We start from the raw sequence: 12966 nt of genomic DNA on the forward strand, positions 1-12966 counted from the left end.
GCAGGAAGCCCATGCCAGGGTCATTGACCGCCAGATACACGCCTTCCGTAGGTCGGCGCTTCTGCTTCGACGTTTGTCCGCTTCGGCGCAGGCCAGATGTCGGGGCTGAAGCCGCCGACCTACAAACACATGGTTCCCATAGGTCGGTACTCGCAGAGTCCGACACTTTTGACATAACCCCGGCGTGCGTCAAAAAATCAGGTCCAATACAGCCCATGGACATTCCAACCCCTATTGAAAACCGCCTGGTTGATCTGGAAATCAAGGCGGGCTTTACCGAAGACCTGCTGGACCAACTCAATGCGCAGGTGTACCGCCAGCAGCAGCAAATTGACGCGCTCATTCAGGAGCTGCGCCAGATGCGCGAACGCCTGCCCGAGTCGGGCGGTGGCGCTGAAGTGCGCAATTTGCGTGACGAGATTCCGCCGCATTACTGATGAACTTTCACAGCATTCATGACATTCGGGACCATTTGCGTGCCCTGGGCGCCAATGCCTTGCATGAGCAGCGCGTGCTGCGTCTGTGGACACAAGCCAAACCGCAAAACAGTGGGCGCAGGCCGCTGGCAAGCTTCATGCCCACGGCGGTGCGTGAGGCACTGCCTGCGTTGAGTGAGGCCTTCGCAGCCTTGGCCACCTTGCGCGAACAGCACCCGGCTCAAGACGGCTCGGCGCGCTTGCTGGTGGGTCTGCAAGACGGTCAGACGGTGGAAAGCGTTTTGCTGCCGCGCGATGGCCTGTGTGTTTCCAGCCAGGTCGGTTGCGCGGTGGGCTGTGTGTTTTGCATGACCGGCCGTGAAGGCCTGATTCGCCAGGTGGGCAGTGCCGAGATCGTGGCACAGGTGGCGTTGGCCCGCACGCTCAGGCCCGTTAAAAAAGTTGTCTTCATGGGCATGGGCGAGCCTTCGCACAACCTGGATGCGGTGATGGACGCCATCGACCTGCTGGGCACGGTGGGCAATATCGGGCACAAAAATCTGGTGTTTTCCACCGTGGGGGATGCGCGGGTGTTTGAGCGTTTGCCACAAGGCCGCGTCAAGCCTGCCTTGGCCTTGTCGCTGCACACCACGCGTGCCGATCTGCGGGCGCAACTGCTGCCGCGAGCCCCGCGCTTTGACCCACAAGATTTGGTGGATGCGGGTGAGGTGTACGCCCGCGCCACCGGCTACCCGATCCAGTACCAATGGACGCTGATCGAGGGGGTGAACGACAGCGCCGAAGAAATCGAAGGCATCGTGCGTTTGCTGAAAGGCAAATACGCGCTGATGAACATGATTCCCTACAACGCGGTGCCCGATCTGCCTTATGCCCGGCCGAGTTGGGAACGCGCCGCCGACATCGCCCGCACCCTGCACCAGCGCGGCGTGCTGACCAAACTGCGCCAATCCGCCGGGCAGGACGTGGACGGCGGCTGCGGCCAGTTGCGCGCCCGCGATGTGCAGCGCGTACAGCCCGTGAAAATGTTCATGTCAGGCTCGAAGCCCCAGGCCACACGCCACTCCCCGTAGGTCGGCACTCGCAGAGTCCGACGTTGCTGGCAAGCCGCAAGACTCATTGCGCATCACCGCGTGTCAAGCACCGATGTCGGGGTCTTCGACCGCCGACCTACAAAACGGCCCATGGCCGGGTCTTCGCGCCGACAAATTGCCGCAACCCCGTAGGTCGGCACTCGCAGAGTCCGACGATGTGGGCAAGCCGCAAGACGCATTGCGCATCACCGCGTGTCAAGCACCGTTGTCGGGGTCTTCGACCGCCGACCTACAAAATGCCCCATGGCCGGGTCTTCGCGGGGATAAATTACCGCATTCCCCGTAGGTCGGCACTCGCAGAGTCCGACGTTGTGGGCAAGCCGCAAGCCCCTTTGCGCATCACCTCATGCCATGCACCGTTGTCGGGGTCTTCGACCGCCGACCTACAAAATGCCCCATGGCCGGGTCTTTGCGCCGACAAATCGCCGCACTCCCCGTAGGTCGGCACTCGCAGAGTCCGACGATGTGGGCAAGCCTCAAGACTCATCGCACATCACAGCGTGTCAAGCACCGTTGTCGGGGTCTTCGACCGCCGACCTACAAAATGCCCCATGGCCGGGTCTTCGCGCCGACAAATTGCCGCACTCCCCGTAGGTCGGCACTCGAAGAGTCCGACGTTGTGGGCAGACCGCAAGCCTCATCGCGCATCACCGCGTGTCAAGCACCGTTGTCGGAGTCTTCGACCGCCGACCTACAAAACGGCCCATGGCCGGGTCTTCGCGCCGACAAATTGCCGCATTCCCCGTAGGTCGGCACTCGCAGAGTCCGACGTTGTGGGCAGACCGCAAGACTCATCGCACCTCACATCGTGTCATGCACCGTTGTCGGGGTCTTCGACCGCCGACCTACAAAATGCCCCATGGCCGGGTCTTTGCGCCGACAAATTGCCGCATTCCCCGTAGGTCGGCACTCGCAGAGTCCGACGTTGTGGGCAAGCCGCAAGCCCTTTTGCGCATCACCTCATGTCAAGCACCGTTGTCGGAGTCTTCGACCGCCGACCTACAAAACGGCCCATGACCGGGTCTTCGCGCCGACAAATTGCCGCCCCCCCGTAGGTCGGCACTCGCAGAGTCCGACGTTGTTGGTTTTGCGAAGGCCTCATGTCGGGGCCGAAGCCGCCGACCTACAAATGCATGGCCCCCCGCTCAACGCCCCGGCAGTTTGACCAGCCCGCTGGACAGCGATGTGCCCAGCAAAATCACCGCGCCGCACAGCAGCATCCAGGCGGTGACGGTTTCGCCCAGAAACAGCACGCCGTAAGCGATGGCAAAGACGGGCACCAAAAACGTGACCGTCAAAGCGCGTGCTGGCCCCGCCACTTCGATGAGTCTGAAATACAGGATGTAGGCCACGCCGGTGCACAGCACGCCCACGGTGATCAATGACCACCAGACGGAGGCGCTGGGCCAGTGGTCGGGGCGCCACCACAGCGCTGGCAACAGCAAAGCCAAGGTGGCCCCGATTTGGCTGCCTGTGGCGGTGACCAGCGGGGGCAGGCTGGGGATGTGCTTTTTGGTGAAGCTGGCCGACAGCGCATAGCAGGTGGTGGCCGCCAGACAAGCCAGCACCGCCCATGCGGGGGCTATGCCCGAGGCGTTGGGCTTGAAGCTGGCCTGCCCACCGGCCAGCAGCACCACGCCGCCAAATCCGATGGCCAGACCCACGGTGCGTGACAGGCTGGGCTTGTCGCCCAGCCAAAGCCAGGCCACCACTGCGCCAAACAAAGGCACGGTGGCGTTCAAGATGGATGAAAAACCCGTGGTGATGTGCATGACCGCAAACGAATAAAGGGCAAACGGAATGCCACTGTTGAGTGCGCCAACAAACAGCACGGGTTTCCAATGACGGCGCAGCTCAGCCCAGTGCCCTTTGGCCAGCATGATGGGCAGCAAAAAAACAGCGGCAATGGCCACCCGCATGGCAGCGGTGGGCAAGGCACCCAATTCGACGGCCGCCATGCGCATGAACAAAAAGGACGAGCCCCAAATGGCGGCCAGGATCAGAAAGTCGGCCAGCCAGCCTTTGGCGTGAGAAGTGGTCATTCAGGAAAGAGGGCAACAGTGGTTGGCAGGGCTATGGGGTGGCCTTCCAGTTTGAGCAGCGCCTGTTTGCGCCACAGCCCGCCTGCATAGCCCGTGAGTTGGCCACCGCCGCCCAAGATGCGGTGACAGGGCACGATGATACTCACCGGGTTGCGCCCCACGGCAGCGCCCACAGCGCGCACCGCTTTGGGGTTGTTCAGCTGCCGGGCCAGATCGCCATAACTTTGGCTGTGGCCAGACGGGATGTGCAGAAGAGCTTGCCAAACCGATTGTTGGAATGCGGTGCCTGCCGACAGGTCCAGCGGCAGATCAAAGCGGCTCAGATCGCCCGTGAAATAGGCCTGCAATTGCGTGCAGGCGTCTTGCAGCAGCGGGTGTGCGGTGACGCTTGTCCAGCCGCGCAGGCGTTCAACGCTTGGGCCATGCCGCTGGCCTTCAAACCAGACGCCGCACAGGCCCAAGTCTGAAGCGGCCAGGATCATCGGCCCCAAGGGGCTGTTCCATTGTTGGGTCAACAGGGGTGTCATTGTGTGTGGGCTTTGTGGTTGTGGGGCTCGGGGTGATCAGATCGCTCAGCTTGAGGGGCCAAGCGCTGCCAGGCCGCGATCAGGGCATAGCTGCGGCAGGGCCGCCAGGCCTGGCCCAAGGCTTCCAGGGCTTGGGTGGGGCGCGGGTGCTGACGCACACCCAAGGCGGTTTGCAAGGCCACGTCCTGCACGGGCCAGGCGTCTACCCAGCGCAGGGCGCGCATGGCGATGTAGTGGGCCGTCCAGGGGCCGATGCCGGGCAAGGCCATGAGCGCCTGTAAGGTGGGCTCCACCTTGGCTTGGGGGCTGAGGTCCAGGTTGCCCGATTCGACTGCCTGCGCCAGTGCCTGAATGGCTTTTTGACGTTGCCGCACCAAGCCCAGGCTACCCATGTGTGCGGCGTTTTCTTCTCGCGCCAAAGTGGCCGGGCTGGGAAACGTACGGTTCAGCTCGGGCCAGGGGGTGTTGCAGGGCTCGCCCAGTGTGTTGACCAGCCTTTGGCCCAAAGTGCGGGCGGCTTTGACGCTGATTTGTTGACCCAAAATGGCGCGCACGGCCAGCTCAAAACCATCCAGGCAGCCGGGCAGACGTTGGCCCAGGGCTTGCGGAAAATCACGCCCAATCACCTGTGCGATGCGGGCGGGCTCGGCGTCCAGGTCCAGCCAGTCTCGCACCTGCGCCACCACTTGGGGCAACACGGGGTCCAATGAGGCGCTGACCCGCAGGTGCACCACGGCTTGCGTGCGGTCCCAGCGCAGCTCCAGCCAGCCGGTGATGGCATGGCTTGCATGGGGCCAGCGCACCGTTCTGCGCAACACGGCGTCCGGGCCTTGGCCCTCCCAGCTTTCCATGCCGCTCAAGCTGCGGTCTTTCAGAAACTGCCAAAGCGTGGCGATTTGGCAAGGCGGTCGGTAGGGCAAAACCAGGGCGGTGCCGGGCAGGGGGGCCTTGCGCTGCGGCGCGCTTGCGGTTCGAAGTTGCCCCGGGCTGAGTTGGTAGTGCTGGGCAAATGCGGCGTACAGGCGCCTGGCCGAGCCAAAACCACTGGCACGCGCCACATGGGCCACCGACAGGGGGCTGTCTTGCAGCCACTGTTTGGCGTGCAGCAGCCTTTGGGTTTGCAGGAATTGCAGGGGCGAGACCTGCCAATGGCGCAAAAACAGACGCCTCAAGTGCCGGTCGCTCACGCCCAGCTGCGCCGCCAATGCCGCCATGCTGGGCGGCTTGAGGCCTTGCTGAATGGCCGATTGCAGCTGTTGGGCCGCGCATTCGGCCAGCACCGCTTGGGCATCGGTGGTGGACCAAAAGCGACGAGCGGGGGCCAGTTCCGGGCGGCAGCGCAGGCAGGGCCTGAAACCGTGTGCCTCGGCTTGAGCGGCTGTTTCAAAAAAGCGGCAATTGGCTTGGCGCGGCAGTTTCACCCGGCAAACAGGGCGGCAATAAATCCCGGTGGAGGTCACGCCAGTGAAAAACAGCCCATCCCACGCCGCATCCTTGTCGGCCATGGCCTGGTAACAGCGCTGCGCGTCCAGGCCAGCGTCAGGGGCCGCTGGTGGGGGTGGGGGAATTTGAAGGGGCCGCATTGACGGTCATGTTATCGGCAAACGGGTATGCACAAGCGGCAGGTTTGTGCTGTTTTCGGACCCATGGTGATGCCCTGTTTGGCCAGCCCTTGCCGCCTACAATGCGCATTCAATTCATAAACCAAGCCTGATGGCTTTTGATTGGTTCATCCCATGCAAGTCACCTCCTCCATCTTCAAAGCCTATGACATCCGCGGCGTGGTGCCGTCCACGCTGAACGAGCAAGTGGCCGAGGGCCTAGGCAAGGCCTTTGGCACCCAGGCGCTGGCCGAGGGCCAGACCCAGGTGGCTGTGGGGCGTGATGGCCGCCTGAGTGGGCCTGGCTTGTCGGCTGCGCTGATTCGCGGCTTGGTGGCAGCAGGCATTCAGGTCATCGACATCGGCATGGCCACCACGCCCATGCTCTACTTTGCGGCCAACACCGCCTGCCAAAGCGGCATCCAGGTCACCGGCAGTCACAACCCCAAGGACTACAACGGCTTCAAGATGGTCTTGGCGGGCCGTGCCATTTACGGCGACGAAATCCAGGCCCTGCGCCAGATGATGGAAACCGAAACCTGGCAGCTCAAAGCCGGTGGCAGCGTGTCGCATTTGGATGTGCTGGCCGACTACACCCAGCGCATCGTGGGCGACATTCACTTGGCCCGCCCCATGAAGATCGTGGTGGACTCGGGCAACGGCATTGCAGGGGCCTCAGCCCCCGGCATTTTCCGCGCCTTGGGCTGCGAAGTGATCGAGCTGTTCAGCGAAGTCGATGGCGAATTTCCCAACCACCATCCCGACCCCAGCAAGCCCGAAAACTTGCAAGACCTGATGAATGCCCTGCAAACCACTGGAGCCGAGTTGGGCCTGGCGTTTGACGGTGACGGCGACCGCCTGGGCATCGTCACCCAAGACGGCAACAACATCTACCCCGACCGCCAGATGCAGCTGTTTGCCCAGGACGTGCTCAGCCGCGTGCCCGGCGGCACCATCTTGTTTGACGTGAAGTGCTCACAGCGCCTGGCCCCGGCCATCGAGGCCGCTGGCGGCAAGCCGCTGATGTACAAAACCGGTCACTCGCTGATCAAGGCCAAGATGAAGGCGATTGAGGCCGAAGGCGGCCAGGCCCCGCTGGGCGGTGAGATGAGCGGGCACATCTTCTTCAAGGAGCGCTGGTATGGTTTTGACGACGGCACCTACGCCGGTTGCCGTTTGCTGGAAATCGTCAGCAAGAGCCCCGATGCCAACGCCGTGCTCAACGCCTTGCCCACCAGCTTCAGCACGCCCGAGCTGAATGTGAAGTGCGCCGAAGGCGAGCCGCACAGCGTGACCAGCGCCCTGCAGGCCAAGGCCGCCAGCGCTTTCAGTGCACCCGCCAAGGTGTCGGACATCGACGGCCTGCGCGTGGACTGGCCCGATGGATTTGGTCTGATCCGTGCCTCCAACACCACCCCCGTGCTGGTGCTGCGCTTTGAAGGCCAGACCGAAGCGGCGCTGCATCGCATCGAAGGCGAAATGCTGACCCTGCTGCGTTCGGTCAAGCCCGATGCGCAGATCGAAGCCTCTGCGCACTGAACACGCCTCCTTCCAGAAAGCTCTCCCCATGAATTCCGCCAGCTCCGTGCTCAGCCCCGACCCCGAGGTCATCGTTTTCAATTTGAAAGAGCGCTACACCGGCGTGTCGGCCACTATCAATGCGTTGGTGCCTTTGCAGGCGCAGCAATGGCGACTGGGGTTTTGCGGGACGCGCATGTCCAACGGCATCGACGGCATGAGTTTGCGCGAGGCCATCAAGATCTCGCGCAAGCCGCCCGAAGGCCGGGCGTTTCGCATCTGGCATGTGCGCCGCGATCCGGAAATGATGGCGGCCATTTTTGCGCGCGATGTCTTGCGCCTGCCCATCAAGCTGGTGTTCACCTCGGCGGCCAAGCATTTGCACAGCGCGTTTCCGCGCTGGCTGATCTCCAAAATGGACGCGGTGATCTCCACCACGCAGGAAGCGGCATCTTTTGTGCCCAACACCACGGCGGTGGTGCCGCATGGCATTGACCTGTCGCGTTTTTCGCCACCGGCTGACAAGCGCACCGCCTGGAAGGACTCGGGCTTGCCGGGTGAATACGGCATTGGCGTGTTTGGCCGCATTCGGCCCACCAAGGGCACCGATGTGTTTGTGGACGCCATGATCGCAGCCCTGCCGCAATTGCCCGGCGCTACGGCAGTCATCACCGGAATGGCCTTGCCCAAGCACAAGGCGTATCAGGACGCTCTGATCGCCAAAATCGCCGCTGCAGGCCTGAGCGATCGCATCATTTTTCTGGGGCAATTGCCCACCAGTGACATTCATCTGTGGTACCAGCGTTGCCTGCTGTGTGTGGCTTGCCCACGCTATGAACCCTTTGGCCTGACCCCGTTCGAGGCCGCATCGGCGGAATGCGCCCTGGTGTGCTCGCGCACCGGCGCTTTTGACCTGATCACGGTGCCCGGACTGACGGGCGAGATGGTGGAGCCCGGTGACGCCCCGGGCCTGGCGCAAGCGGTGCTCAAGGTCTTGCGCGATCAAGACCAGGCGCTGGCCATGGGCCGGGCGGCGCGTGAGCGGGTGATCGCGCAATTTTCTCTGGCCAAAGAAGCCCAGGGCATTGCTGACGTGTACACGCAGCTGTTTACCCGGTGATGGCAGGCTGTGCCCAGCCGCTCAGTGCGTGGGGGCGTCGCATGCAGCACCTCAAGGAACGCTTCACGTTGGGCGGCTACGCATTGCTCATGCGCGCCTTGCAGCCCCTTTTGCGCCGCAAATTGCAGCGGCGTGGAAGCACCGAGCCCGGCTATTTGCAGCAGGTGCCTGAGCGCTTTGGGCACTACGACACCCCACCTGCGCAGGCCGGAGCGGTGTGGGTGCATGCGGTGTCATTGGGTGAAACCCGCGCTGCAGCCTTGTTGATTGACGCCTTGCGCCAGCGCCTTCCGGGCATGCGTTTGTTGTTGACCCACAGCACCGCCACCGGCAGGGCGCAAGGCCAGGCTCTGCTGTTGCCCGGTGACGCGCAAGTCTGGTTGCCCTGGGACACGCCAGAGGCCACGCAGCGTTTTTTGCAGCACCACCGCCCCTGTTGTGGCCTGCTCATGGAAACCGAGGTTTGGCCCGCCTTGGTCCGCGCCTGTCAGCAGCAGTCGGTGCCCTTGTACCTGGTCAACGCCCGTTTGAATGACAAATCCTTTGGTGCGGCAAAGCGTTGGCTCAGCCTGTCAGGGCCTGCTTACCGGGGCTTGAGCGGTGTTTTTGCCCAGGCCGATGCCGATGCCCAGCGCCTTTCGGCTTTAGGGGCCAAGGTCTTGGCGGTTTTGGGCAACCTCAAATTCGACGTCAAGCCGCAACCCGAGGCAAAAGCGCTGGCTCTGCAATGGCGTGCCGGTTTGCAGGCGCGTGGGGCAGCACGGCCGGTGGTCATGCTGGCCAGCACCCGCGAAGGCGAAGAAAGCCTGTGGCTGGACGCTTTGGTGGCCGATGAAACGCGTGTACAAGCCTTCAAATCACTGGGGGTGCTATGGCTTTTGGTGCCGCGTCACCCCCAGCGTTTTGAGGAAGTACACCAGCAGGTGCAGGGGCGAGGCTGGGCAGTTTTTCGGCGCAGTGCCTTGCCCCAAGCGCCCGGGCCCTGGCCCGCAGCAGTTCTGGAGGCCGATGTTTGGTTGGGCGACAGCTTGGGCGAGATGCCGGTTTACTTTCAGATGGCCGACATGGCCTTGCTGGGCGGCAGTTTCATGCCCTTGGGTGGGCAAAACCTGATCGAAGCGGCCGCATTTGGCTGTCCCATCGTCATGGGGCCGCACACCTTCAACTTTGCAGAAGCTTCGCAACAGGCTGAAGAGGCTGGCGCAGCTGCGCGAGTGCCCGATATGGACGGCGCCTTGAATCAGGTGCTGTCCTGGCTGGAAGCACCGCAAGCCTTGGCTCAGGCCCAACAGGCAGGCTTGACCTTGATCGCCCAAAGCCGAGGTGCTGCCGACCGCTATGCCCAAGCGTTGATGAATGAATTGCCTCCTCTCGACCTATAGGGGGGCGTGTATTTGGAGGTCGGCGGCAACAGAGCCGACAAGGTGCTTTTCGTAGGTCGGCGGTCGAAGACCCCGACATGGTTTCGTAGGTCGGCGGTCGAAGACTCCGACATGGGCCTTCGCCAAAGCAGAAAAACGTCGGACTCTGCGAGTGCCGACCTACGGGGCGTTGCCTTTTCGTAGGTCGGCGGTCGAAGACTCCGACATGGGCCTGTGCCGTAGGCTGTCAACGTCGGACTCTGCGAGTGCCGACCTACGGGGTGTTGCCTTTTCGTAGGTCGGCGGTCGAAGACCCCGACATGGTGCCTGTGTCGTAGGCTGTCAACGTCGGACTCTGCGAGTGCCGACCTACGGGGCGTTGCCTTCTCGTAGGTCGGTGGTCGAAGACCCCGACATGGGCCTGCGGCAAAGCAGAAAAAACGTCGGACTCTGCGAGTGCCGACCTACGGGGCGTTGCCTTCTCGTAGGTCGGCGGTCGAAGACCCCGACATGGTTTCGTAGGTCGGCGGTCGAAGACTCCGACATGGGCCTGCGCCAAAGCAGAAAAACGTCGGACTCTGCGAGTGCCGACCTACGGGGCGACGGTGCAAAAAAATGAAACTTCAGCGTGCAGGATCGATGGCTTCAATGGGCCGTCAGCAGGCTGTGACGTGCCCATGCGCCGTCGCGTTGCAAGCGCATCACTTCTGCGCGTTGCGGGGGGTGGTCCAAGGACCAGTCGCTGAGGACATGCCTTTGAGCGCTTCCTAAAGGGTGCTCGGCAGGGCGATGGGTGTGGCCGTGGATGAGCCGGTCGGCTTGGGTTTGCGCCAGCCAGGTCAGGCTCATGGGCAGGTCGGCATCAGCAAAGTGCATGCCTGGGCGTTTTTGTGATTCGCTGAGTTGGCGCAGGCTACGGGCGAATTCCATGCGTTCTTCCAGGGGCTTGGCCAGAAAAGCTTGTTGCCAATGCGGGTTGCGCGCCTGCAATCGAAAGGCTTGATAGGCTTTGTCTTCCAGGCACAAGGCGTCGCCGTGGGTCAGCAAGAGGCGCTGGCTGCCCAGGCAGAGCACGGTCGGGTCGGTCAATGCCTGCACGCCGCAGGCTGAGAGAAAGTCGGGGCCGACCAGAAAGTCCCGGTTGCCGGGCATGAAGCCCACATGCAAGCGACACGAAGCTTGCCGCAACACCTCAGCGCAGCGTTGCAAAAACGGGTCCAGTGGCACGGCATCGTCGCCCACCCAGACCTCAAACAAATCACCCAGGATCAGCACCGATTGGGCGGGCGTGGTCGCCATGAAGTGTTGCCACGCCTCGAAGGTGGCTGTTTCACTGGCTTGCAGGTGCAAGTCGGAGATCAGGTCTACGGTGTGCCATGCCGCTGGGGCCTGCAACAGGCCCCAGTTGTCAATAGCATGAACGTCGTTGCCTGGCGCCTGCTTGGGCACTTGAGCAGAATGAGCGGCAGACATGGCAACGGGCACGCGCAAAGGACGGTGAAATCAGAGGGCCACGGCCTTCTCGATGACCACGTCTTCTTTGGGCACGTCACCGTGGCCGCCACGGTTGCCGGTTTTCACGCCCTTGATCTGGTCCACCACTTCGGTGCCTTTGACCACTTTGCCAAACACGGCATAGCCCCAGCCTTGCATGGAAGGGGCGGTGTGGTTCAAAAAGTCGTTTTTGGCGACGTTGATGAAGAACTGCGAAGAAGCCGAGTGGGGGGCCGATGTACGTGCCATGGCCACGGTGTATTCGTTGTTTTTGAGGCCGTTGTTGGCTTCGTTTTCAATGGCCGCGTCGGTGGGCTTTTGGCTCATGCCGGGCTCGAAGCCGCCGCCCTGGACCATGAAGCCGGGGATCACACGGTGAAAAATCGTGTTGTTGTAGTGGCCTTTGTTCACATAGGCCAGAAAGTTTTCGGTCGACTTGGGGGCTTTTTCAGCATCGAGTTCGAGGGTGATGACGCCGTAGCCGGTGATGTGCAGTTCTACTTGTGGATTGCTCATGGTTTTACTTCAACAAAGTGATGGATTGGATGACAACCGGCGTCCGGGGAACATCGGTCGGGAAGGGGCCGCCTGCGCCGGTGGGCGTGTTGCGGATTTTTTGGACCACGTCCATGCCGGACGTGACTTTGCCAAAAACGGTGTAGCCGTAAAGCTGGGTGGCCCCCAGCAATTGGGCACGGGCCACGTTTTCATACACGCGGCCCTGGTATTCAAATTTGGCAACCGGGTCGCCGTCAGGGATGGGGGTAGGGTCCAGAAAGGCGTTGTCCACCACGTTGATGAAAAACTGCGCGGTGGCCGATTGCGGGTCGTTGGTGCGGGCCATGGCCAGTGTGCCGGTGGTGTTTTTCAAGCCTGCGGCCAGCGCCTGGCGGCCTTCGTGTGGCACTGGGGCGCGGGTTTTCTTTTCTTTGTATTGCGCGTCATAGCCGCCGCCTTGCACCATGAAGCTGGAAATCACGCGGTGAAAGATGGTGCCGTCGTAGTGCTTGTCCTTCACGTACTGCAAAAAGTTGGCCACTGTTTTAGGGGCTTTGTCGGCGTACAGCTCGGCTTCGATGTCACCAGCGGAGGTGCTGATGCGCACCTTGCTGATGTTGCCCGTGTTGGCCTGGCTCGGCCATGGCGCCATCAGGATCAAAGGCAAAGTGAGGGCCAAAGTGCGCAGGAATTGGGTGCGTTTCATGGGATGGGTGCCGTGTTGTCAGCCGAGTAGAAAACCGTGTGCAGGGGTGTACTGCCTGTCAAGGGGCAGCGTTTTTGATCAGTTGATCGAGGGTCAATTGTTTGTTTTGAATGCGGGTTTGCCCAGGCGTCGCTTTCAAGGCGTTGGCATAGGCGTCGCGGGCCAGTGCAAGGTGCAGATCGCCCAGATTTTCCAGGGCAATGGCGTAATCAGGCCGGGCCAAGATGGCCGCTTGCAAGGCCGTCAAGGCTTCGGCATACCGGTTTTGCCGCACCAGCAAGGCGGCCAGGTTGTTGTGTGGTTCTGGCAGTTCGGGAAAGTTTTGCGTCAGGGCTTGCAAGGTGTCCAGCGCCTCGTCGGTTTGGCCTTGGCCGTCCTGGATGCGGCTGAGCAATAGTCGCATTTGCGGGTCTGTGGGGGCGGTTTTCAGGCGAGACTGAGCCTGTTGCAGGGCCTTGTCCCAGTTTCCAGACTGAATCAATCGGTTCACATCGGTGTAGATGTCGGCCCGAGCCACTGCACTGAGCGACAGCAAGCCGCAGAACAAAATGAACAAATTGAGCAGGCGCAT

The 12966-nt window shown here is 62.1% G+C and carries 12 protein-coding genes; 5 read left to right on the forward strand and 7 right to left on the reverse strand.

All coding sequences use genetic code 11. The features are described from left to right. Nucleotides 1-215 precede the first annotated feature (215 nt). Nucleotides 216-437, forward strand: coding sequence for a SlyX family protein (locus H663_RS37060; RefSeq protein WP_053175127.1), 222 nt, complete (start codon nucleotides 216-218; stop codon nucleotides 435-437). After that, complete coding sequence (locus H663_RS37065) at nucleotides 437-1507, forward strand: RNA methyltransferase (RefSeq protein ID WP_053175133.1); 1071 nt, start codon at nucleotides 437-439, stop codon at nucleotides 1505-1507. Before H663_RS37060 ends, H663_RS37065 begins: the two co-directional genes overlap by 1 nt. A gap of 1166 nt (nucleotides 1508-2673) precedes the next feature. Here the strand turns inward: H663_RS37065 and H663_RS37070 are convergent. The 3 genes from H663_RS37070 to H663_RS37080 are packed head-to-tail and all read right to left on the reverse strand — an operon-like array spanning nucleotide 2674 to nucleotide 5680. Beyond that, nucleotides 2674-3570: a DMT family transporter gene (locus H663_RS37070; RefSeq protein WP_053175138.1), complete on the reverse strand. Its 897-nt coding sequence runs from the start codon at nucleotides 3568-3570 to the stop codon at nucleotides 2674-2676. Next, nucleotides 3567-4097, reverse strand: a complete 531-nt coding sequence (locus tag H663_RS37075) for a methylated-DNA--[protein]-cysteine S-methyltransferase (protein WP_053175142.1) — start codon at nucleotides 4095-4097, stop codon at nucleotides 3567-3569. Before H663_RS37075 ends, H663_RS37070 begins: the two co-directional genes overlap by 4 nt. Next, a complete protein-coding gene (locus H663_RS37080; protein ID WP_053175146.1) occupies nucleotides 4094-5680 on the reverse strand; it encodes an Ada metal-binding domain-containing protein in 1587 nt (528 codons plus the stop codon). Before H663_RS37080 ends, H663_RS37075 begins: the two co-directional genes overlap by 4 nt. A 153-nt stretch (nucleotides 5681-5833) precedes the next feature. Between H663_RS37080 and H663_RS37085 the strand changes: the two genes are divergently transcribed. The 3 genes from H663_RS37085 to H663_RS37095 are packed head-to-tail and all read left to right on the forward strand — an operon-like array spanning nucleotide 5834 to nucleotide 9718. Beyond that, nucleotides 5834-7237 carry a phosphomannomutase/phosphoglucomutase gene (locus tag H663_RS37085; RefSeq protein ID WP_053175149.1) on the forward strand — a complete coding sequence of 468 codons (1404 nt, stop codon included), beginning with the start codon at nucleotides 5834-5836 and terminating at the stop codon, nucleotides 7235-7237. Between the two features lie 28 nt (nucleotides 7238-7265). Next, nucleotides 7266-8336 (forward strand): glycosyltransferase family 4 protein, encoded by a 1071-nt coding sequence (locus tag H663_RS37090; protein WP_053175152.1) that lies wholly within the window; start codon nucleotides 7266-7268, stop codon nucleotides 8334-8336. Nucleotides 8337-8377: 41 nt separating this feature from the next. Then, nucleotides 8378-9718: a 3-deoxy-D-manno-octulosonic acid transferase gene (locus H663_RS37095; protein ID WP_053176850.1), complete on the forward strand. Its 1341-nt coding sequence runs from the start codon at nucleotides 8378-8380 to the stop codon at nucleotides 9716-9718. A gap of 624 nt (nucleotides 9719-10342) precedes the next feature. Here H663_RS37095 and H663_RS37100 read toward each other — a convergent pair. From H663_RS37100 to H663_RS37115, 4 genes are read right to left on the reverse strand one after another with little or no spacing between them, the layout of a single operon-like run. After that, a complete protein-coding gene (locus H663_RS37100; RefSeq protein ID WP_083451285.1) occupies nucleotides 10343-11170 on the reverse strand; it encodes a UDP-2,3-diacylglucosamine diphosphatase in 828 nt (275 codons plus the stop codon). Nucleotides 11171-11200: 30 nt separating this feature from the next. Continuing rightward, nucleotides 11201-11707 carry a peptidylprolyl isomerase gene (locus H663_RS37105; protein WP_053175155.1) on the reverse strand — a complete coding sequence of 169 codons (507 nt, stop codon included), beginning with the start codon at nucleotides 11705-11707 and terminating at the stop codon, nucleotides 11201-11203. A 4-nt stretch (nucleotides 11708-11711) separates the two neighbouring features. Continuing rightward, nucleotides 11712-12395, reverse strand: coding sequence for a peptidylprolyl isomerase (locus H663_RS37110; RefSeq protein ID WP_083451286.1), 684 nt, complete (start codon nucleotides 12393-12395; stop codon nucleotides 11712-11714). Between the two features lie 58 nt (nucleotides 12396-12453). Then, the gene (locus H663_RS37115; protein ID WP_053175158.1) at nucleotides 12454-12966 is read right to left on the reverse strand and encodes a tetratricopeptide repeat protein; all 513 of its coding nucleotides are present in this window, start codon (nucleotides 12964-12966) and stop codon (nucleotides 12454-12456) included.

The sequence above is a fragment of the Limnohabitans planktonicus II-D5 genome (assembly GCF_001270065.2).
Taxonomy (GTDB): Bacteria; Pseudomonadota; Gammaproteobacteria; order Burkholderiales; family Burkholderiaceae_C; genus Limnohabitans_A; species Limnohabitans_A planktonicus.

Excerpts from the sequence above, each read along its gene's own strand:
- H663_RS37115 (WP_053175158.1), bottom strand. The coding sequence starts at position 12,966 with ATGCGCCTGCTCAATTTGTTCATTTTGTTCTGCGGCTTGCTGTCGCTC.
- H663_RS37085 (WP_053175149.1), top strand. The coding sequence starts at position 5,834 with ATGCAAGTCACCTCCTCCATCTTCAAAGCCTATGACATCCGCGGCGTG.
- H663_RS37065 (WP_053175133.1), top strand. The coding sequence starts at position 437 with ATGAACTTTCACAGCATTCATGACATTCGGGACCATTTGCGTGCCCTG.
- H663_RS37110 (WP_083451286.1), bottom strand. The coding sequence starts at position 12,395 with ATGAAACGCACCCAATTCCTGCGCACTTTGGCCCTCACTTTGCCTTTG.
- H663_RS37080 (WP_053175146.1), bottom strand. The coding sequence starts at position 5,680 with ATGCGGCCCCTTCAAATTCCCCCACCCCCACCAGCGGCCCCTGACGCT.
- H663_RS37070 (WP_053175138.1), bottom strand. The coding sequence starts at position 3,570 with ATGACCACTTCTCACGCCAAAGGCTGGCTGGCCGACTTTCTGATCCTG.
- H663_RS37095 (WP_053176850.1), top strand. The coding sequence starts at position 8,378 with ATGCAGCACCTCAAGGAACGCTTCACGTTGGGCGGCTACGCATTGCTC.
- H663_RS37060 (WP_053175127.1), top strand. The coding sequence starts at position 216 with ATGGACATTCCAACCCCTATTGAAAACCGCCTGGTTGATCTGGAAATC.
- H663_RS37075 (WP_053175142.1), bottom strand. The coding sequence starts at position 4,097 with ATGACACCCCTGTTGACCCAACAATGGAACAGCCCCTTGGGGCCGATG.
- H663_RS37100 (WP_083451285.1), bottom strand. The coding sequence starts at position 11,170 with ATGTCTGCCGCTCATTCTGCTCAAGTGCCCAAGCAGGCGCCAGGCAAC.
- H663_RS37105 (WP_053175155.1), bottom strand. The coding sequence starts at position 11,707 with ATGAGCAATCCACAAGTAGAACTGCACATCACCGGCTACGGCGTCATC.
- H663_RS37090 (WP_053175152.1), top strand. The coding sequence starts at position 7,266 with ATGAATTCCGCCAGCTCCGTGCTCAGCCCCGACCCCGAGGTCATCGTT.